This window comes from Achromobacter sp. 1011811831 (genome assembly GCF_059760905.1).
In genome coordinates this window covers 1-17,960 of the sequence record NZ_JCBANG010000078.1, presented here as the reverse complement: position 1 = coordinate 17,960, position 17,960 = coordinate 1, and the positions used below count along the sequence as shown (strand labels likewise).

The 17,960-nt window shown below is 67.8% G+C and carries 19 protein-coding genes; 11 read left to right on the top strand and 8 right to left on the bottom strand.

All coding sequences use genetic code 11. The features are described from left to right. Window positions 1–4: 4 nt before the first annotated feature. Window positions 5–799 (bottom strand): IclR family transcriptional regulator domain-containing protein, encoded by a 795-nt coding sequence (locus AC6LJ9_RS23805; protein WP_498149461.1) that lies wholly within the window; start codon window positions 797–799, stop codon window positions 5–7. A gap of 145 nt (window positions 800–944) precedes the next feature. On the opposite strand from AC6LJ9_RS23805, the gene AC6LJ9_RS23800 reads away from it, so the two are divergent. From AC6LJ9_RS23800 to AC6LJ9_RS23785, 4 genes are read left to right on the top strand one after another with little or no spacing between them, the layout of a single operon-like run. Further along, window positions 945–1,919: a Bug family tripartite tricarboxylate transporter substrate binding protein gene (locus tag AC6LJ9_RS23800; RefSeq protein WP_498149460.1), complete on the top strand. Its 975-nt coding sequence runs from the start codon at window positions 945–947 to the stop codon at window positions 1,917–1,919. Between the two features lie 20 nt (window positions 1,920–1,939). Further along, window positions 1,940–3,088 carry a M24 family metallopeptidase gene (locus AC6LJ9_RS23795; protein WP_212320221.1) on the top strand — a complete coding sequence of 383 codons (1,149 nt, stop codon included), beginning with the start codon at window positions 1,940–1,942 and terminating at the stop codon, window positions 3,086–3,088. Between the two features lie 22 nt (window positions 3,089–3,110). Further along, a complete protein-coding gene (locus AC6LJ9_RS23790; RefSeq protein WP_498149459.1) occupies window positions 3,111–3,953 on the top strand; it encodes a TauD/TfdA dioxygenase family protein in 843 nt (280 codons plus the stop codon). 3 nt (window positions 3,954–3,956) lie between these two features. After that, the gene (locus AC6LJ9_RS23785; protein ID WP_498149458.1) at window positions 3,957–4,937 is read left to right on the top strand and encodes an alpha/beta fold hydrolase; all 981 of its coding nucleotides are present in this window, start codon (window positions 3,957–3,959) and stop codon (window positions 4,935–4,937) included. Window positions 4,938–5,031: 94 nt separating this feature from the next. Here the strand turns inward: AC6LJ9_RS23785 and AC6LJ9_RS23780 are convergent, their stop codons facing one another. The 4 genes from AC6LJ9_RS23780 to msrB form a co-directional block, all read right to left on the bottom strand. Further along, the gene (locus tag AC6LJ9_RS23780) at window positions 5,032–5,808 is read right to left on the bottom strand and encodes a peptidylprolyl isomerase (RefSeq protein ID WP_103273090.1); all 777 of its coding nucleotides are present in this window, start codon (window positions 5,806–5,808) and stop codon (window positions 5,032–5,034) included. Window positions 5,809–5,825: 17 nt separating this feature from the next. Then, a complete protein-coding gene (locus tag AC6LJ9_RS23775; RefSeq protein WP_103273091.1) occupies window positions 5,826–6,095 on the bottom strand; it encodes a BolA family protein in 270 nt (89 codons plus the stop codon). 66 nt (window positions 6,096–6,161) lie between these two features. Next, complete coding sequence (locus AC6LJ9_RS23770; protein WP_212320216.1) at window positions 6,162–6,746, bottom strand: septation protein A; 585 nt, start codon at window positions 6,744–6,746, stop codon at window positions 6,162–6,164. Between the two features lie 8 nt (window positions 6,747–6,754). Next, window positions 6,755–7,153, bottom strand: a complete 399-nt coding sequence (gene msrB / locus AC6LJ9_RS23765; protein WP_103273093.1) for a peptide-methionine (R)-S-oxide reductase MsrB — start codon at window positions 7,151–7,153, stop codon at window positions 6,755–6,757. Between the two features lie 55 nt (window positions 7,154–7,208). Here msrB and AC6LJ9_RS23760 point away from each other — a divergent pair, with 55 nt between their 5' ends. The 7 genes from AC6LJ9_RS23760 (at window position 7,209) to AC6LJ9_RS23730 (ending at window position 14,326) form a co-directional block, all read left to right on the top strand. Next, the gene (locus AC6LJ9_RS23760; protein WP_212320214.1) at window positions 7,209–7,886 is read left to right on the top strand and encodes an energy-coupling factor ABC transporter ATP-binding protein; all 678 of its coding nucleotides are present in this window, start codon (window positions 7,209–7,211) and stop codon (window positions 7,884–7,886) included. Between the two features lie 12 nt (window positions 7,887–7,898). Then, window positions 7,899–8,495, top strand: a complete 597-nt coding sequence (locus AC6LJ9_RS23755) for an energy-coupling factor transporter transmembrane component T family protein (RefSeq protein WP_498149457.1) — start codon at window positions 7,899–7,901, stop codon at window positions 8,493–8,495. Between the two features lie 77 nt (window positions 8,496–8,572). Further along, window positions 8,573–9,130 (top strand): biotin transporter BioY, encoded by a 558-nt coding sequence (locus tag AC6LJ9_RS23750; protein ID WP_212320210.1) that lies wholly within the window; start codon window positions 8,573–8,575, stop codon window positions 9,128–9,130. 250 nt (window positions 9,131–9,380) lie between these two features. Next, window positions 9,381–10,544 (top strand): ABC transporter substrate-binding protein, encoded by a 1,164-nt coding sequence (locus AC6LJ9_RS23745; protein WP_498149456.1) that lies wholly within the window; start codon window positions 9,381–9,383, stop codon window positions 10,542–10,544. Between the two features lie 136 nt (window positions 10,545–10,680). Continuing rightward, on the top strand, window positions 10,681–11,718 hold the full coding sequence (locus AC6LJ9_RS23740) for a branched-chain amino acid ABC transporter permease (RefSeq protein WP_212320206.1): 1,038 nt from the start codon (window positions 10,681–10,683) through the stop codon (window positions 11,716–11,718). 5 nt (window positions 11,719–11,723) lie between these two features. Then, window positions 11,724–13,562 carry a branched-chain amino acid ABC transporter ATP-binding protein/permease gene (locus tag AC6LJ9_RS23735; protein WP_212320204.1) on the top strand — a complete coding sequence of 613 codons (1,839 nt, stop codon included), beginning with the start codon at window positions 11,724–11,726 and terminating at the stop codon, window positions 13,560–13,562. Beyond that, entirely contained in the window at window positions 13,559–14,326 is a 768-nt protein-coding gene (locus tag AC6LJ9_RS23730; RefSeq protein WP_103273100.1) for an ABC transporter ATP-binding protein, read from the top strand. The genes AC6LJ9_RS23735 and AC6LJ9_RS23730 overlap by 4 nt, the downstream gene beginning before the upstream one ends. 43 nt (window positions 14,327–14,369) lie before the next feature. On the opposite strand, the gene AC6LJ9_RS23725 is transcribed toward AC6LJ9_RS23730, so the two are convergent. From AC6LJ9_RS23725 to AC6LJ9_RS23715, 3 genes are read right to left on the bottom strand one after another with little or no spacing between them, the layout of a single operon-like run. Then, window positions 14,370–14,768: an ASCH domain-containing protein gene (locus tag AC6LJ9_RS23725; RefSeq protein WP_498149455.1), complete on the bottom strand. Its 399-nt coding sequence runs from the start codon at window positions 14,766–14,768 to the stop codon at window positions 14,370–14,372. Then, the gene (locus tag AC6LJ9_RS23720; protein ID WP_498149454.1) at window positions 14,765–16,918 is read right to left on the bottom strand and encodes a phosphocholine-specific phospholipase C; all 2,154 of its coding nucleotides are present in this window, start codon (window positions 16,916–16,918) and stop codon (window positions 14,765–14,767) included. Before AC6LJ9_RS23720 ends, AC6LJ9_RS23725 begins: the two co-directional genes overlap by 4 nt. 44 nt (window positions 16,919–16,962) lie before the next feature. Further along, the gene (locus tag AC6LJ9_RS23715) at window positions 16,963–17,808 is read right to left on the bottom strand and encodes a branched-chain amino acid aminotransferase (protein WP_498149453.1); all 846 of its coding nucleotides are present in this window, start codon (window positions 17,806–17,808) and stop codon (window positions 16,963–16,965) included. Window positions 17,809–17,960: the final 152 nt, after the last annotated feature.

The following is a 17,960-nucleotide window of genomic DNA, read 5'->3' as shown; positions in this document are numbered from 1 at the left end:
TGGGTCAGATGCCGCTGCGCGGCATCGAGTCAAGTATCGTCGCCGCCGCGCGTTGCAGCGCGGGCAGGTGCTGGCGCCGCAGCTCATCCGGTGAGCGGGCGCCCAGCACCATGCTGACGCTCAGGCCCGCCACCACCTTGCCTTCATGGTTGCGCAGCGGCACGGCCACGCCGGCAAAACCATCCACCAGCTCGCTGACCGAAATGCTGTAGCCGTCGCTGCGCACTTGGCGGATCAGCTTGCGCAACGCGGTCTTCGAGACCGTGGTGTAGGGCGTGAGGCGCTTGAGTTCGGCGTTGTCCAGATACTGGTCAAGCGTCTCGTCGTCCAGCGTCGACAGCAGCGCGCGTCCCAGCGAATGAGCGTAGGCGGGCAGGCGGCTGCCGATCGTCAGGTCCAGCTTGAGCAGCTTGGGCGCTTCCTCGCGCGCCAGGAACACGACGTGCTCGCGGTCCAGCACGCCCAGTGAACAGGTTTCACCCAAGGCGCGCGCTACATCCTGCATCACCGGCCGCACCAGGCTGGGCAGGCTCAGCGAGGCGAAATAGGCATATCCCAGGTCCATGACCTTGGGGGTGGGCGAGAACTGCCTGCCGTCTTGCCGCACATATCCCAGCTTTTCCAGCGTCAGCAGGATGCGGCGCGATGCCGCGCGCGTGACGTCCAGCTGCTCGGCGGCTTCCTGCACCGTCACGCTGGCCACGCCCGTGGCGTAGATACGCAACAGCTGCAGGCCATTGGCCAGGCTGTCGAGAAACTCTTCTTTCTTTTCGCTGGTTTCCGGCAAGGTCGAATCCATGGGTCCACGATGGTGTTCTGCAATGCCGTCGATTGTAGTTTGACATCCGCCGCTTTCTCCATAAAATGATGTTTAGCGAACAAATGTTCGCCAAAAGATGTCCGGTCATGATTCTGGCACGGACACGCATCCAAGGAGGAAGGCCATGTGCAGCAGATTCATCCGCGCCACGGGCGCGGTCGTCCTGGCGCTGGGCGCGGCGGTTGCCGCGGCCGCCGGCGACACCTATCCCAGCAAGCCCATCCGCTTCATCGTGCCCGCGGCCGCGGGCGGTCCCACGGAAATCGTCACCCGCCTGCTTGCCGAGCGCATGACCCAGAGCATGGGCGTGCCCGTCGTCGTCGAGGCCAAGCCCGGCGCCGGCGGCAATATCGGCGCGGACGCGGTGGCCAAGGCCGCGCCCGATGGCCACACCATCCTGATGGGCACGATCGGCACCAATGCCATCAACCAGACGCTGTACAAGTCGATGCCGTACCAGCCGCTGAAGGACCTGATGGCGGTGACCCAGGTCGTGTCCTATCCGCTGGTGGTTGTGGTCAACCCCAAGCTGCCGATCAACTCGGTGGCCGATCTGATCGCCTATGCCAAGTCCCATCCCGGTGAACTCAACCGGGCCTCGGGCGGCAGCGGAACGTCGATGCACATGTCGGGCGAACTCTTCAACGAGATGGCGGGCATCAAGATGCAGCACATCCCCTACAAGGGCAGCCTGCCGGCGTTGACGGACGTGATGGGCGGCCAGGCCGATCTGGCGTTCGACAGCCTGGTCATCGCCCAGCCGCTGATCAAGGCGGGCAAGCTGCGCGCCATCGCCGTCACGGGGCCCAAGCGGTCGCCGGCCGAGCCGGACGTGCCTTCGGTATCAGAAACGCTGCCCGGCTATGCGATGACGTCCTGGATCGGCGTGTTCGCGCCGGCTGGCACGCCGCGTCCGGTGGTGGACCGTCTTCAGCAGGAAATCGCCAAGGCCCTGGCCGACCCCAAGGTCAAGGCGCAGCTCACCTCGCAGGCTGCCGATCCGGTTGCCAGCACGCCCGATGAATTCGCCCGTTTCACGACAGAGGAAACCGAGAAATGGGCGCCCGTGGTCAAGGCGTCCGGCGCTTCCGTTTCCTGAACCCCCGCCAAGGAATTCCCATGTTGCCCATCGATTTCCAGGCCCGCCGCAAGCGGGTCGCCCAGCACGCGCGCGAACTCGGTTTCGACGCCTATCTCGGCACCCGCCAGGGCGCCTTGCACTATCTGAGCGGGGCGTTCATGCCCTGGCGCGGCGCCGTGCTGGTCACGGCCTCGGGCCACTGCGAGTTCATCTATTGGGCCATGGACGCCGCGCGCGTGCGCGCCGAAGGCCACGATATGGATGTGCACGAATTCGAGTTCGCCGATTTTCCGCAGTTGATACGCCAGCGGCTGGAGCACCATGGCCTGGCGCAGGGCAAGGTCGCCCTGGACCTGGCGCATCCGGGCGCCGCCCAGATCGCGCCCGGCATGCTGACCGCTGCCGAGTTCTTTTCCCTGTCCGGGCAATTGCCCAAGGCCCGGTTCGAGAACGGGGTGGATGTGATCGACGATCTCATGCTGATCAAGGATGCCGCCGAGATCGAGCGCCTGCGCCATGCCGCCGAAGTGTCCGACTACGGTTTCGAGCAGGGCATGAATGCCGTGCGGGCCGGCGCCACCGAAAACGAGATCGCCGGCGAGATCGAACGCGCCATCCGGCAGCGCGGCAGCACCTGGTCCTGGGCGGTGACGGGCGGTACCGAGGTGGGGGCGGGCGAACGCACCGGCTTCCTGCGGGGCGTCACGCAGCAGGCGACCGACCGGCCCATCGGGCGGGACGAATTCGTCATCCTGGATCTGCATCCGCTGCTGGATCTGTACATGGCCGATACGGCGCTGCCGATCTTCCTGGGCCGGCCGACCGAGGCGCAGGCCGCCCTGATCGACTGCTGGGAGGAAACCGTGCAGACCATGCTCGCCGCGCTGACGCCGGGACGCGCCATCGCCGACTGCGCGCGGCGCGGCATCGCCGTGTTCGAAAAACACGGGCTCGCCGAGTTCGGCCTGCCCCTGTTCGGGCACGGCCTGGGCACCTGCGCCCGCACCCGTCCCTTCATCAACCTGCGCAGCCACGACGAGGTCACGCCGGGCATGGTGGTGGCATTGGGCACGCACCTGTACCGGCCCGGCCTGGGCGGCATGCGGCTGGAATATCCCGTCCTGATCGGTGAGCACGGCGCCGAGCCGCTGCTGCGCACCGAGGCTCGCGTCCACCGCCTGCCCTGAACCCTTTCTTCGGAGCCCGAACATGAAAGCCCAAGCTCTCAGTCCGCTCATCGGCGCGCAAGTGCGCGGCGTGAATCTCGAAACGCTGGACGATGCGGCCTTCGCCGCCGTGAATGAACTGTTCCTGAAGCATCAGCTGCTGGTTTTCAAGGACCAGCAGCTGTCGCCAGAAGGGCAGCTGCGCTTCAGCCGCCGTTTCGGCGAACTGGATATCCACGTGCTGTCCCAGTACAACCATCCCGAGTACCCCGAGATCTTCGTGCTGTCGAACGAAGTCAAGAACGGCGTGCCCGCGGGCATTGCTGACGGCGGTTCCTACTGGCATTCGGACTTCGCCTTTCGCGAATGCCCCGCCAAGGCCACCATCCTGAACGCGCAGACCATTCCCGAGGAAGGCGGCAATACGCTGTTCATCAACATGTACCGGGCCTATGACACACTGGACGATGCGACCAAGGCGCAGCTGGACGGGTTGAAGGCCGTGCACCGCTACCGCCCCCGCAACAGCCGAGCCGATGAGGGCACCCGGGTGGTGATGGATGCCACGCAGCTGGCGGAAACGCCAGATGTTGAACATCCCATCGCGCGTACCCACCCAGAAACGGGGAGGAAGGCGCTGTACGTGCATCCCGGCATGACCGCCGAGGTGGCGGGGTGGGGCGCCGAGCACAGCCGGGAGCTGCTGGAACGCCTGTTCGCGCATTGCACCCGGCCGGAATCCCAGTACGCGCTGCAGTGGTCGCCGGGTGACGTCGTGATGTGGGACAACCGCTGCGTGATGCACAAGGCGACCACGCGTGAGCTGCCGGCCAGTCTGCGGCGGACGATCTATCGGACCACGGTCATGGGCGAGCGTCCGGTATAGGCCATGGCCCATCCTGCCCCCGCCGATCCATGCCATGCCGCGGGCGAGACCAGGATCGAGACCCTGGCGCTGGATGGCGGCGACCGCATCGCGCCGGCGCGCGTGGCCTGGCGCCGCTATGGGCCGGAGCCGGCGAAGGCCCGCGCCGTCGTGCTGCTGTTGCACGGGATCTCGGGCAGCCAGCAGGCGCTCGCGCCGGCTCGCGGGGAAATCCATCCGGATGCCGGATGGGCATCGGGCTGGCTGGGGCCGGGCGCCGCGCTGGACACGCGCCATACCTGCGTGCTGGCGCCCAATGCGCTGGGTTCATGTTTTGGCAGCAGCGCGCCGGACGGGGAAACGCCTGCGTTGTTTCCCGACTTCACCATCGCCGACAGCGTGCGCCTGCAAGGGCTATGGCTGCGCGCCCTGGGCGTGGCGCGGCTGGACGCGGTGGTGGGCTATTCCTATGGCGGCTATCAGGCGTTCCAGTGGGCGCTCGATCCGCCCGTGCCGCTCGGGCGGGCGCTGGCGCTGGCATCCGGGCCGCGCGGCGGCGGCAGCTGGAGCGAGGTTATCGCGCTGCGGCGCCTGGCCGCCGCGCTGCGGGCCGGCGATCCTCTGGCGCACGAGCAGTGGGTCACGGCACGGCGGGACGCCTTGCTGCGCTATGGCCGGGGCCTATGGTTGGCCGATGTCGGCGCGCGCGAGCCGGAGGCGGTGCTGGACGCCGAGGCGCGCGCCTGGGCGGCACGCTTTTCGCCCTGGTCGATGGCAGCCTTGCGGGCGGCTGCCAGCCGCCATGACATTCGCCACGCACTCGCGTCCTTGCGCGCGCCGCTGTACTGGCTGCGCTGCGCGTCGGACCTGCTTTTTCCGCCCGGCGATGAAACCACCTTGCCGCCCTGCGTGCATCCCATGACGGTGGCCGGACGCTATGGCCATGCCTCGCCCGCGCTGGAAGGGCCGCTGTGGGATGCCTGCCTGCGCCGGGCGCTGGCCTGAATGCGGCCGAGCCGGCCGATGCCGGCGCCAGGCCGTAGACGAAAAAAAACTGCCCGCATGCGCGGGCAGTTCTTCCTGGGCGATCAGCCGATCCTTACTGGATCTTGGCCTTTTCGCGCAGGTCCTTCTGGTAGTCGGCCAGGGTTTGCTGGCGCAGCATTTCCTCGATCTGCGGGCGCACCTGATCCAGCGGCGGGAACTGCACCGGGCGGGTGTCGTCGACCTGGATGATGTGCCAGCCGAACTGGGTCTGGACGGGCTTGTCGACCAGTTGGCCCTTCTTCAGCTGCGTGACGGCCTGGGCGAAAGGCTGCACGTAGTTGGTCGGGGGAGCCCAACCCAGGTCGCCGCCCTTTTCGGCGCTGCCGGGATCCTTGGAGTTCTTCTTGGCCAGATCGTCAAACTTGCCCTTGTTGCCCTTCAACTGGGTCAGCAGGTCGTTGGCGGTCTTTTCGTCTTCAACCAGGATGTGGCGGACCTTGTACTCCATCTTGCCCGCTTGTTCCTTCTTGATCTTCTCGTACTCGGCCGTGACCTTGGCGTCCGACACCGGGTGCTTGGCCAGGTAGTCGGCCATCAGCGCGCGTACCAGGATGCCCTGGCGAGCCAGTTCGATCTCGGTCTGCACGTCGGCTTGCTTGGCGATGCCGTTGGATTCGGCGGCCTGCACGAAGATCTGGCGGTTGATCATTTCCTGCTTGACCTGCTCGCGCAGTTGCGGGGAATCCGTGGCGCCCTGGGTGACCAGCAGCTTGACGAATTGATCCAGGCTCTTCTGCGGAATGGCCTTGCCGTTGACGGTTGCCACGTTCTGGGCAAAAGCCGGCAGGGCGATGGCGCAAGCGGCGGCCAGCATGACGATGCGTTTCATGAAAGTCCTTTTACCTTCTATTTGGGAGCCTGTGCGTCTAGCGCAAGCGCATGGATCGGATAGGGGATCAAATCTTGCAAATGATGATACACCAGCCTATGGCGGGCGACGGCGGACTGCCCGGCGAAGCAGGGCGCCACAATCAGCACGCGGTAATGGCCGGCGCCGTTTTTACTTCCTTCATGGCCTGCGTGCAAATAGGACTCGTCTTGAATTTCAAGACTGACCGGTTCCAGCGCGGCCAGGCGCTCCCGGATCAGGGCGATGCGGTCGGTGGTTTCAGACATATCTTTAGCGGAGAGGTTCCGCCGGGGCGGCCTCAAATGGCGTGCCCCGGTGGCGTGTGGGAGGGATCAGGGTTGCTTGCCGCCGGACGCGCCGGAATCGGACGAAGTCTCTTCGCCGGGCTGGATGTGCTTGCCCAGCCAGAGCGACTGGCCGATCACGAACACGATCATCAGGCCCATCAGGCCGAAGGCCTTGAAGCTGACCCATTGCGACTCGGTGAACTGGCCGGAGAAGGCCACGTACAGGTTGAGCGCGCCGGCCACCAGGAAGAAGCCCGCCCAGACCAGGTTGAGCTTTTCCCAGGCCGGGTCGGGCAGCTGGATCTGCTTTTCCATCAGGCCGCGGATCAGGTTGCGGCGGAAGAACAGTCGCGCCAGCACCAGCGCGCCGCCGAACATCCAATACAGCACCGTCGGCTTCCACTTGATGAAGACGTCGCTGTGCAGCCAGATGGTGGCGCCGCCGAACACCAGGATCACGGTCAGGTTGATCCAGTGCATGGCCTCGATGGCCTTGCCGGTGAGCTTGAGCCAGACGATCTGCAGCACGGCGGCCGCCATGGCGACGCCGGTGGCGATGAAGATGTCCGCATACCGGTAGGCGACGAAGAACAGGATCAGCGGGAACAGGTCGAACAGGAACTTCTTCATGCGGGGCTTCAGTCTTCCAGCGGTTCAAACGTCATCGACAGCGAATTGATGCAATAGCGCAGCCCCGTGGGTTCGGGGCCGTCGGGGAAGACGTGGCCCAGGTGGGCGTCGCAGATATTGCACAGCACCTCGGTGCGCACCATGCCGTGGCTGATGTCGCGCTCTTCACGCACCCGCGCCGGGTCGATCGGCTCGAAGTAGCTGGGCCAGCCACAGCCGGCGTCGAATTTGGTGTCGGAAGCGAACAGCGGCGTGCCACAGCCCACGCAGCGGTAGATGCCGTGGGTGAACGTGTTCCAGTAACGGCCGGTGAAGGCGCGTTCCGTACCTTTTTGGCGGGCGACGACGTATTCTTCCGGTGACAGCTGGGCCCGCCATTCAGCGTCGGATTTGCGTACTTTGTCCATATATAGAGCTCTTGGAGTCCCGAGGCCCGGAATGGTTCGGGCATAATCCCGCCCCATGTTAATCCAGTTTGACCAGGTGGTCGTTTCCACGCCGCAGGCCGAGGTGCTGCGCGGGCTCAGCCTGACGCTGGCGGAGCGCCGCGTCGGCATCGTCGGTCCGAACGGCGCCGGCAAGAGCACGCTGGCGCGCCTGCTCAATGGATTGGCCTTGCCGACATCGGGCCGGGTCAGCGTGGACGGGCTGGATACGCGGCAGGACCTGAAAGCCGTGCGGCGACGGGTCGGCTTCGTGTTCCAGAATCCCGAAAACCAGATCGTCTTTCCCATCGTGCGCGAAGACCTGGCTTTCGGCCTGAAACAGCTGGAGCCCGACCGCGCCCGCCGCGAGGCCCGCATCGAGGACCAGTTGCAACGCCTGGGCGTGGCCCACCTGGCGGACCGCGCCAGCCACAGCCTGTCCGGCGGCGAGCGCCAGCTGGCCGCCCTGGCCGCGGTGCTGGTGATGGAACCGGCGCTGGTGGTGTTCGACGAACCGACCACCCAGCTGGACCTGCGCAACCGCAACCGCGTCCGCGATGCGATTGCCGGCCTGGCCCACGACGCCGTCGTGGTCAGCCACGACCTGGCGCTGCTCGAGGATTTCGACCGGGTGCTGGTGATCGCCGATGGGCGCGTCGCCGCCGACGACCAACCGGCCGCCGCCCTGCGCTGGTACCGTGATCATTTCGCCTGAGGGCGGCCGCCCATGCTCGAACCGCTATATATCGCAGGCAATTCCCGGCTGCACCGGCTGCCTGCCGGACTGAAGCTGCTGGCGCTGTGCGCGGCGGGGGCGGGGCTGTTCGCGTTGCGCGATCCGCGCTGGCTGGGCCTGGCGCTGGCCGTGGCCGTGGGGTTGGTCTGGTCCAGCGGCGCCGGGGCCGCGCTGCTCTGGCGCCAATTGCGCGGCCTGGCGTGGGTTCTGCTGGCGCTGGGCATGTTCACCGGATTTTTCCAGGGCTGGATCGAGGCGTTGGCCGTGTTGTTGCGGGTTGGCGCGATGGTGGGGCTGGCGCTGGCCGTGACGCTGACAACGCGCACCGCCGATCTGATCGCCGTGTGCGAATGGGTGCTGCTGCCCCTGCAGCGCCTGGGCCTGCTCGATGCGGGCAAGGTGGCGCTGGCCCTGGCGCTGGCGCTGCGCTTCGTGCCCGAGATCTGGCGCAATTTCCATGAGATCCGTGAGGCGCAGGCCGCGCGCGGGCTGGGCGCCAATCCCCTGGCGCTGATCGTGCCGCTGATCGTGCTGACGCTGAAGCGGGCGCAGGAAGTCTCGGAAGCCATCGACGCGCGCAGTCCCTGAACGCCACGCCTCTTGACCCCGCTTTCATCATCCGGGAAGAATCATCCGGGAAAATCGTCCCTAGGGAGGGGAATGCCATGAAATCCAACAATACCGTGCTGGTGGCGCTGTTCGCGGCGCTCATCGTGGTGCTGAGCCTGGTGCCGCCGATTCCGCTGCCGGCCATTCCGGTGCCGGTCACGCTGCAGACGCTGGGCGCCATGCTGGCCGGCGCCATGCTTGGGCCGGTGCGCGGGGCGCTGGCCTGCCTGCTGTACCTGGCGCTGGCGGCCATCGGCCTGCCGGTGCTGCCGGGCGGGCGCGGCGGGATGGGGGCTTTCCTGGGGCCGACCGGCGGCTTCCTGATCGGCATGCCGATCGGCGCGTTCGTCACGGGCTGGCTGGCGCGCCGGCTGGCGGGCCGCGCGCCCGGCACCTGGGCCGGCGTCGCGGGCTTTGCGGTCGCCTGCGTGGTCGGCGGCATCGCGGTGGTGTATGCCTGCGGCGTGCCCTGGCTGGCCTCTGTCGCCAAGATGGACCTGGGCAAGGCGGCGCTGGCCGTGGCCGTGTTCGTGCCCGGCGATCTGATCAAGGCGGCCGTGGCCGCCTGGGTGACGTCGCGCGTGGCGCGCGTCTGGCCCTTGCCGGGCCGTTGAGGCTTGCGGCGGACGCACGGGGACAGGGAATCCCCCAACTGACGCGTTTGGGGCTTTCCAGTACAAGTTCGCCATTGACGAATGCGTTCGCTGAGTTTCGGTTTCCGTAGCACATCAGGGATTTACCGTAGTTGCGCCGCATCATGTGATACTGATTTAACCCTATAATATTTTTTTCTGTATAACTTTAACTAGGCTCGCTTCGCCTCGAACGAGGCACCAAAAGAAGAGCCGCCACAGGAGACAAAACATGCGCAAGCATTTCGGCTTGACCGCGGCCGCCGCCGCCGTTGCCCTGACCCTGCCGCTGCTGGCCAGCGCCCAGGTCAAGGTCGGCGTGACGGTGTCCAGCACCGGCCCCGCCGCCTCGCTGGGCATCCCCGAGCGCAACACGGTCGCCCTGCTGCCGAAGGAAGTGGCCGGCCAGAAGATCGAATGGATCGTCCTGGACGACGCCACCGACACGACGCAAGCCGTCAAGAACTCGCGCAAGCTCGCCTCCGACGACAAGGTCGACGTGCTGATCGGCACGTCCGTGACGCCGGGCTCGCTGGCCATGGTCGACGTGGCCGCCGAAGCCAAGGTGCCGATGATCAGCGTGGCCGCCAGCGCCAAGATCGTCGAGCCGGTCGACGACAAGCGCCGCTGGGTCTTCAAGACCCCGCAGAACGACGCCCTGATGGCCGGCGCGCTGGCCGACGCCATGTCCAAGTCCAAGGTCAAGACGCTGGGCTTCATCGGCTTCGCCGACGCCTATGGCGACGGCTGGCTGGACGTGATGCAGAAGGCCGCCAAGGCCAAGGGCATCGAGATCGTCTCGATCGAAAAATACAGCCGCACCGACACCAGCGTGACCGGCCAGGTCCTGAAGCTGGTCGGCGCCAAGCCCGACGCCATCCTGATCGCCGGCGCCGGCACGCCTTCGGCCCTGCCGCAGAAGGAACTGCGCGCGCGCAACTACGGCGGCGTGATCTACCAGACCCACGGCGCCGCCAACAACGACGTGCTGCGCGTCTGCGGCAAGGACTGCGACGGCATGTTCCTGCCGGCCGGCCCGCTGCTGGTCGCGGCCCAGCTGCCGGACAGCAACGCGGTCAAGAAGTCGGCCCTGGCCTATGTTGAAACCTACGAGAAGGCCCACGGCGCCGGTTCGACCAACACCTTCGGCGGCCATATGTGGGACGCCGGCCAGCTGGTCGTGGCCGCCTTGCCCGCCGCGCTGAAGACGGGCGCCAAGCCCGGCACGCCGGAGTTCCGCGCCGCCATGCGCGACGCGCTGGAAAGCATCAAGGACCTGCCCGCTTCCCAGGGCGTGTTCAACATGTCGCCCACCGACCACGCGGGCTTCGACGAGCGCTCGCGCGTCATCGTCAAGGTCGAAGGCGGCAAGTGGGTGTACCAGCCGGGCCTGTAAGGCGCGGCTTGCCTGTTCACGGGGCGCCCGCAAGCGGCGCCCGCGCCATGCGACGCGACGGTCCTTCCGGCCGGCGCGTCGCATCGGTGTTCCGGGCGCGGCCGGAACACCCAAGCAATCACAAGGTAGTTGTTCGATGGATTCCTCAATTGCGCTGATTCTGCTGCAGGACGGTGTGGTCAACGGCGCTATCTATGCCCTCCTGGGCATGGCTCTGGTGCTGGTTTTCGCCGTCACGCGCGTCATCTTCATTCCCCAGGGCGAGTTCGTGGCGTTCGGCGCGCTGACGCTGGCCATGCTGGTCGACGGCAAGGTGCCCGGCACCGCCTATCTGCTGCCCCTGCTGGGCGTGGTCGCGCTGGCCATGGAAGTGCTGCGCGCCGTGCGCACCCGCAATGCCGCCGGTCTGCCCAAGGCGTTCGTCGCCTGTCTCGTCCTGCCGCTCGCGCTGCTTTGGCTGACGCAGAGCTACGTCGCGCCCGGCACCTCGCTGTGGCTGAACATGCTGCTGACGCTCGCGCTGGTCATCCCGATGGGCCCGATGGTCTATCGCATCGTCTATCAACCGCTGGCCGAAGCCACCGTGCTGGTGCTGCTGATCGTGTCGGTGGCCGTGCACTTCGCGCTGACCGGCCTGGCCCTGGTGTTCTTCGGCGCCGAAGGCTGGCGCACGCCGGCGTTCGTGAGCGGCCAGGTGGACCTGGGCTTCACGACCTGGTCTGCCCAGAGCCTGTTCGTGGTGGCGACCTGCGCCATCCTGATCGTCGGCCTGTGGCTGTTCTTCGGCAAGACGCTGTACGGCCGCGCGCTGCGCGCCACCGCCGTCAACCGCCGCGGCGCGCGCCTGGTGGGCATCAGCACCACCATGTCGGGCAGCCTGACCTTCACGCTGGCCACCGCCATCGGCGCCATGTCGGGCATGTTGATCGCCCCGATCACCACGGTCTATTACGACACCGGATTCCTGATCGGCCTGAAGGGCTTCGTCGGCGCCATCATCGGCGGCCTGGCGAGCTATCCCGTGGCGGCCGCGGGCTCGCTGCTGGTGGGCGTGCTGGAATCGTTCTCGTCGTTCTGGGCCAGCGCCTACAAGGAAGTCATCGTCTTCACCCTGATTATCCCGGTTCTGGTCTGGCGTTCGTTCAGCAGCCATCACGTGGACGAAGAGGAATAAACGTCATGAACCGCATTTTGCTTATCGTCTTCGTCGTCGCGCTGGCGGCGCTGCCGCTGGTGCCGGCCACGCCAGAGTTCTGGGTGACCCAGCTGAACTACATCGGGCTGGCCAGCCTGGTGGTGCTGGGCCTGGTGCTGCTCACCGGCGTGGGCGGCCTGACCTCGTTCGGCCAGGCGGCCTTCGTCGGCCTGGGCGCCTACACCACGGCTTTCCTGACCACGCAGTACGACGTGTCGCCGTGGCTGGCCCTGCCGGCCGGCCTGGTGCTGACCGGCGTGGTCGCCTATCTGCTGGGCGCGATCACGCTGCGCCTGTCCGGCCACTACCTGCCGCTGGGCACCATCGCCTGGGGGCTGTCGCTGTACTTCCTGTTCGGCAACATCGACTGGCTGGGCAAGCACGACGGCATCGCCGGCATCGAGCCCATCAGCATTTTCGGCGTCTCGCTGGCCAGCGGCCGCCACATCTATTTCCTGATCTGGGCCTTCGTGCTGCTGGCGCTGCTGGCGACCCGCAACCTGCTGAACTCGCGCCCCGGGCGCGCCATCCGCGCGCTCAAGAGCGGCGCGGGCATGGCCGAGTCCATGGGCGTGAACACGGCCGCGTACAAGGTCGTGATCTTCGTCTGGGCCGCGCTGCTGGCCTGCGTGTCGGGCTGGCTGTACGCGCACATGCAGCGCGCCGTCAGTCCCAGCCCGTTCGGCATCAACTATGGCATCGAGTACCTGTTCATGGCGGTGGTCGGCGGCGCCGGCTACGTCTGGGGCGCGCTGCTGGGTTCGACCGTCATCCTGGTGCTGAAGGACCAGTTGCAGAACTGGCTGCCCAAGCTGCTGGACACCAACGCCAACTTCGAAATGATCGTTTTCGGCGTGCTGCTGATCCTGATGCTGCAATACGCGCGCAACGGCCTGTGGCCGATCCTGGCCAGCTGGTGGGATGGCGTCACCGGCGCCGACGGCTCGCGCCGCAACCTGGCGCCGCCGGCGCCCGCACCGGCCTTGCCGGCGCGCCAACGCCCGCAACCCGGCCAGGTGGTGCTGGAAGTGGATGCCATCCGCAAGGAATTCGGCGGCCTGGTGGCGGTCAACGACATCAGCTTCAAGGTCAGCTCCGGCGAGATCATGGGCCTGATCGGCCCGAACGGCGCCGGCAAGAGCACCACCTTCAACCTGATCAGCGGCGTGCTGCCGGTCACGCGCGGCCAGGTCCGCTTCATGGGCGAGCGCATCGACAACCGCTCGGCGCGCGAGATCGCCAAGCTGGGCGTGGGCCGCACCTTCCAGCACGTGCAGCTGTTGCCGGGCATGACGGTGCTGGAGAACGTGGCGCTGGGCGCGCACCTGCGCTCAGACGTGGGCGTGCTGGCCGGCGCGCTGCACAGCGACCGCGCCCGCGAAGCCCAGCTGCTGCACGAGGCCGCCGAGCAGGTCAAGCGCGTGGGCCTGGGCGAGTACCTGTACGAGCAGGCGGGCAACCTGGCCCTGGGCCAGCAGCGCATCCTGGAGATCGCGCGCGCGCTGGCCGCCGATCCGGTGCTGCTGTTGCTGGACGAACCCGCCGCCGGCCTGCGCTACAAGGAAAAGCAAGACCTGGCCCGCGTGCTGGAGCAGCTGCGCGCCGAGGGCATGAGCATTCTGCTGGTTGAACACGATATGGATTTTGTGATGCGCCTGACCAACCACCTGGTGGTGATGGATTTCGGCACCAAGCTGGCCGAAGGCGTGCCGGCCGAAGTGCAGCAGAACCCGGCGGTGCTGGAAGCCTACCTGGGCGGCATCGACGACGACCTGCCCGAGGCCGACCAGGCCAAGCCCGTTGCCGCCGGAGGTGTGCAATGAGCGCGCAACAGAAACCGGTGCTGGAAGTCAGCAACCTGTCGGCCCGCTACGGCAAGGTGGGCGCGCTGGTCGGCGCCACGCTGACCGTGCCGGCCGGCAGCATCGTCACCGTGATCGGCGCCAACGGCGCCGGCAAGTCCACCATGCTGAACGCGGTGATGGGTTCGCTGCCGCACACCGGCCACGCCGCCGGCGCGGTGCATTACTCGGGCACCGACGTGTCGGGCTGGCAGGTCGAGCGCCGCGTGGCCGCAGGCATGTCGCTGGTGCCGGAACGCCGCGAGCTGTTCGGCACCATGTCGGTCGAGGACAATCTGCTGCTGGGCGGCTTTCGCCGCTACCGCGCGCGAGAGAGCGGCTGGCGCGACACGCTGAACGAAGTGTTCGACCTGTTCCCGCGCCTGCGCGAGCGTCGCGCCCAGCAGGCCGGCACGCTGTCGGGCGGCGAGCGCCAGATGCTGGCGGTGGGCCGCGCGCTGATGGCCAAGCCCCAGCTGCTGATGCTGGACGAACCCAGCCTGGGCCTGGCGCCGCGCATCGTGCGCGAGATCTTCCACATCATCGCGCGCCTGCGCGAGACCGGCGTGGCCATCCTGCTGGTCGAGCAGAATGCCCGCGCCGCGCTGCAGGTGGCCGACTACGGCTACGTGCTGGAAACCGGCGAAGTCACGCTGCACGGCCCGGCTCGCGAGCTGGCCGGCGATCCCAAGGTCATCGAGAGCTATCTCGGCCTGGGCAAGGGCGGCGACAAGTCCGAGGGCTGATCGCCCCTGAAGCCGCGGCGGCGGGGCCGTCGCGGCGGGCGCTTTAGCGCTCGAATATCTCCACCACGCGGAAGCGCTCGCAGGCGAGCAGCATGTCGGGGCTGTAGCCACCGTTGCGCTCGAAGTACGCGATGTGTCCGTCGCGCCACGCCTCGTAAGGGCCTTCCCCCTCCGCCACCGCGAAGGCTTCATCCACCTGGTCGAAGCGCTGGATCACCACGCTGACCGTCTCGATCACGCAGGCGGGCCGGCCCTGGCCGTCCAGCACCACGTCGCGCCGGCCCGCCGTCGGCACCGGTTCCTTGTCGTCGAAGTCGCGCATCGCGCCGCAGGTGGCGGTCTTGGCGCCGGACAGCACCAGGGCCAGCAGTTCGTCGGCCAGTTCGGGGCTGTCGCCGAACTGGAAGGTGACGGCGTTCTCGTAGGGGGCGGGCGGTTTCATGCGGGGGGATTCCAATCCAGTATCAGTTCCTGGCCCATGGCGGGGTCCGAGGTCGAGTGCTTGCCGGTTTCCATGCGTCCGGCGAGGCGACGCAGGAACGTGGCGGCGGGTGTGTCCGTCAGCGTGACGGCGCAGTCGTACCAGCCGGCCAGGCTACCGACGTCCCAATCGCATTGCGACGTGGCGCCTGCGGCCACGCGCCGCGTCTGCGCACGCTGACCGTAGGCGGCGTCCGCGATATGGAACTCGACGGCGCGCTTGCCCGGGTTGGCCAGCGTCAGGCGCAGGCGTGCGCCGGGCGCATCATAGCTGACCAGGATGTCCGGCGCTGCCTGCGCGCCGGCGGCGAGACGTCCGGCGTAGTGGCGATGGAAACCGTTGGGGCCGAGCAGCCAAAGGTCGTAGCGGCCGTCGTCCGTCGTCGTGTCCCAGATGCCGTCCAGGCGCTTGCCGGCCTCGACGGTATAGCGCCGCGGTCCGCGTTCCAGGTGCAGCCGGTCGTAGACATGCAGCACGGCGCCGGCCGCGCCGGGATTGTCCAGGCGCAGCGTCAGCGCGTGGCCGCGCGCCGCCGCATGCGCGTGCAGCGCATAGGGCAGGGCGCGCGAGGGCCGCAGGCCGGGTTGCTGGCGGGCGGGCGGCGGCTGGTCCGGCGCTGTGGGCGTGGCGGTGCCGGGCAGCGCGGCCGCGCGCGCGGCCCGCGCGGCGGTCGCCGGCAGGGTTGTCCCGGGCAAGGCGGGTTCGCTCGCGCTGAAGTCGAACAGCGAGGTTAGGTCGCCGCAGACGGCGCGGCGCCAGGGCGAGATGTTGGGTTCGGCCACGCCGAAGCGTTGCTCGATGAAGCGCAGCACCGAGGTGTGGTCGAAGACCTGCGAATTGACCCAGCCGCCGCGCGACCAGGGCGACAGCGCGTACATGGGCACGCGCGGTCCCAGGCCGTAGGCGCCGTGCCGGTGCGCGGGCGTGTCGTCGGATTCCACGCCCGAGATGATCTCGTGGTATTCGCCGCGCGTGTCCACCGTCGAGGCGCCGGCCAGCGCGCCGCGGGCATCGCGCGAGGGCGGGGCGGGCGGCGGCATGTGGTCGAAGAAGCCGTCGTTCTCGTCGAACATCAGCAGCAGCACCGTGCGGCTCCAGACCTGTGGATTGGCGGTCAGCGCGTCCAGCACGCGCGCCACGTAGTCGGCGCCCTGCGCCGGGCTGGACGGGCTGGGATGCTCGGAGCCGGCCTTGGTGGGGCAGATCCACGATACCTGCGGCAATGTACCGTCCAGCGCATCCTGGCGCAGACGGTCCAGGCCGTGCGTGCTCAGCGCGTTTTCGCGCAGCGCCGCCAGTGAGCCGGGCAGGCCCTGATAGGCGTCGCGGTAGGCCTTGAAGCCGGCGGTGGGATTGAGCGCGTAGTTGTCCGCCATGTCCTGGTAGATGCGCCAGCGGATGCCGGCGCGTTCCAGCCGTTCCGGATAGGTGGTCCAGGTGTAGGCGCCCGCAGGGTCGCCGCCGGTGAGCTTGTTGTAGGTGTTGCCCATGGCGGGGCCGTGGCCGCGTCCGGCGCCGTCGTTGGTGCCGGTCCACAGGAACAGCCGGTTGACGTTGGTGCCGCCGGTGAACGAGCAATGGTAGGCGTCGCAGACGGTGAAGGCGCGCGCCAGCGCGTACTGGAAGGGCAGGTCCGCCTCCGCGTAGTACGCCATCGAGTGATTCTTCTTGGCCGCCGGCCAGAAGCCCATGCGGCCGTCGTCCCAGGCCTGCTGGGCATTGGACCAGGTGTGCGGCGTGCTGGCGATGCGCATGGCCTCGAAGGCCGCGCGCGTGTCCAGGCGGAACGGCAGCACGGTGCGCGGGCCGCCGTCAGTGCTGTCGTTGTACTGCGACCAGACGCTGCGGCGTTCGTGTTCGGGGCTGCCGGGCACCGGAATGGGAAAGCGGTCGCCGAAGCCGCGCACGCCGGCCAGGCCGCCGAAATAGTGGTCGAACGAGCGGTTCTCCTGCATGAGGACCACGATGTGTTCGACGTCGCGCAGCGTGCCGCTGCGCCGGTCGGGTTCGATCGCCAGCGCCCGTCGGATGGCCGCGGGAAACAGGCCGAGCGCGCCGGTGGCGCCCGCGAGCGTGGCGCCGGTGCGCAGGAAGTCGCGTCTGTTCGACATGAAGCCTCCCAGCGGGCGCCGCCGCCCGCGGCGGATGTGGGGTGTCAGCGCTTGCGCGTGCCTTCCGCGTAGTCCATGTAGAGCTTGTGGGCGCGGCGCGCCAGCGGGCCGTATTCCAGCGCGCGGTCCTCGACGCGGTTGACGTGCACCACCTTGCCGTAGTTGCCCGAGGAGAACACCTCGTCGGCCGATTCCACATCGGCGCGCGTCAGGCTGCGCTCCTGCACTTCGACGCCGTCGGCCTTGAGCAGCGCCAGCACGCGGCGGCGCGTGATGCCGTTCAGGAAGGTGCCGTTGTCGGCGGGCGTGCTGACCACGCCGTTCTTGGCGATCCACAGGTTGCTGGTGGCGAACTCGGCGATATTGCCGTCGCCATCCAGCATGATGGCGTTGTCGAAGCCACGGTTGGCCGCGTCGCGGATGGCGCGCTGGCCGTTCGGGTACAGGCAGGACGCCTTGGCGTCGGTGGGCGCCATGTTGGACCAGGAGCGCGCGAAGCTGGAGAAGCAGGCCGAGAAGCCCTGTTCGCCGGGCATCGGCACCTTGAACACATGCAGCACGAACTGGGTGCGATCGGCGTCGGGCAGCAGGAAGCCGTCGGCGCAGTAGAACATTGGCTTGATGTACAGCTCGGTGCCTTCGGGGAACTTGGCGACGGCCTGCAGGCACAGGTCCTGGATCGCTTCCCAGCCGAGCTGCGGCTTCATCAGCATCTTTTCGGCCGAGCGCAGCACGCGCTGGCAGTGCAGGTCCAGGTCGGGCGTGAGGCCGCGGAACGCGCGCGCGCCGTCGAACACCATGCTGGCCATCCAGAAAGCATGGTCGGCCGGGCCGAGCAGCTTGGGGTTATCGGTGGTCCATTGACCGTCGTGCCAGTAAACGGCATCCATGTGTCTCTTCCTTGGTTGCGAATCAGGGGGCGCTTGCCGCGCCGAATCGTGAGGATACATGAGACGGCGCGGCCGGGCCGAGCGGCGCGGCCGGCTGGCGGGCTGCATGGAGCCTGCCCCTTATACACATCTCCGAGCCCACGAGACGCAAC

Excerpts from the sequence above, each read along its gene's own strand:
- AC6LJ9_RS23800 (WP_498149460.1), top strand. The coding sequence starts at position 945 with ATGTGCAGCAGATTCATCCGCGCCACGGGCGCGGTCGTCCTGGCGCTG.
- AC6LJ9_RS23750 (WP_212320210.1), top strand. The coding sequence starts at position 8,573 with ATGAAATCCAACAATACCGTGCTGGTGGCGCTGTTCGCGGCGCTCATC.
- AC6LJ9_RS23735 (WP_212320204.1), top strand. The coding sequence starts at position 11,724 with ATGAACCGCATTTTGCTTATCGTCTTCGTCGTCGCGCTGGCGGCGCTG.
- AC6LJ9_RS23720 (WP_498149454.1), bottom strand. The coding sequence starts at position 16,918 with ATGTCGAACAGACGCGACTTCCTGCGCACCGGCGCCACGCTCGCGGGC.
- AC6LJ9_RS23755 (WP_498149457.1), top strand. The coding sequence starts at position 7,899 with ATGCTCGAACCGCTATATATCGCAGGCAATTCCCGGCTGCACCGGCTG.
- AC6LJ9_RS23770 (WP_212320216.1), bottom strand. The coding sequence starts at position 6,746 with ATGAAGAAGTTCCTGTTCGACCTGTTCCCGCTGATCCTGTTCTTCGTC.
- AC6LJ9_RS23805 (WP_498149461.1), bottom strand. The coding sequence starts at position 799 with ATGGATTCGACCTTGCCGGAAACCAGCGAAAAGAAAGAAGAGTTTCTC.
- AC6LJ9_RS23725 (WP_498149455.1), bottom strand. The coding sequence starts at position 14,768 with ATGAAACCGCCCGCCCCCTACGAGAACGCCGTCACCTTCCAGTTCGGC.
- AC6LJ9_RS23760 (WP_212320214.1), top strand. The coding sequence starts at position 7,209 with ATGTTAATCCAGTTTGACCAGGTGGTCGTTTCCACGCCGCAGGCCGAG.
- AC6LJ9_RS23775 (WP_103273091.1), bottom strand. The coding sequence starts at position 6,095 with ATGTCTGAAACCACCGACCGCATCGCCCTGATCCGGGAGCGCCTGGCC.
- AC6LJ9_RS23790 (WP_498149459.1), top strand. The coding sequence starts at position 3,111 with ATGAAAGCCCAAGCTCTCAGTCCGCTCATCGGCGCGCAAGTGCGCGGC.
- AC6LJ9_RS23785 (WP_498149458.1), top strand. The coding sequence starts at position 3,957 with ATGGCCCATCCTGCCCCCGCCGATCCATGCCATGCCGCGGGCGAGACC.
- msrB (WP_103273093.1), bottom strand. The coding sequence starts at position 7,153 with ATGGACAAAGTACGCAAATCCGACGCTGAATGGCGGGCCCAGCTGTCA.
- AC6LJ9_RS23795 (WP_212320221.1), top strand. The coding sequence starts at position 1,940 with ATGTTGCCCATCGATTTCCAGGCCCGCCGCAAGCGGGTCGCCCAGCAC.
- AC6LJ9_RS23745 (WP_498149456.1), top strand. The coding sequence starts at position 9,381 with ATGCGCAAGCATTTCGGCTTGACCGCGGCCGCCGCCGCCGTTGCCCTG.
- AC6LJ9_RS23740 (WP_212320206.1), top strand. The coding sequence starts at position 10,681 with ATGGATTCCTCAATTGCGCTGATTCTGCTGCAGGACGGTGTGGTCAAC.
- AC6LJ9_RS23730 (WP_103273100.1), top strand. The coding sequence starts at position 13,559 with ATGAGCGCGCAACAGAAACCGGTGCTGGAAGTCAGCAACCTGTCGGCC.
- AC6LJ9_RS23715 (WP_498149453.1), bottom strand. The coding sequence starts at position 17,808 with ATGGATGCCGTTTACTGGCACGACGGTCAATGGACCACCGATAACCCC.
- AC6LJ9_RS23780 (WP_103273090.1), bottom strand. The coding sequence starts at position 5,808 with ATGAAACGCATCGTCATGCTGGCCGCCGCTTGCGCCATCGCCCTGCCG.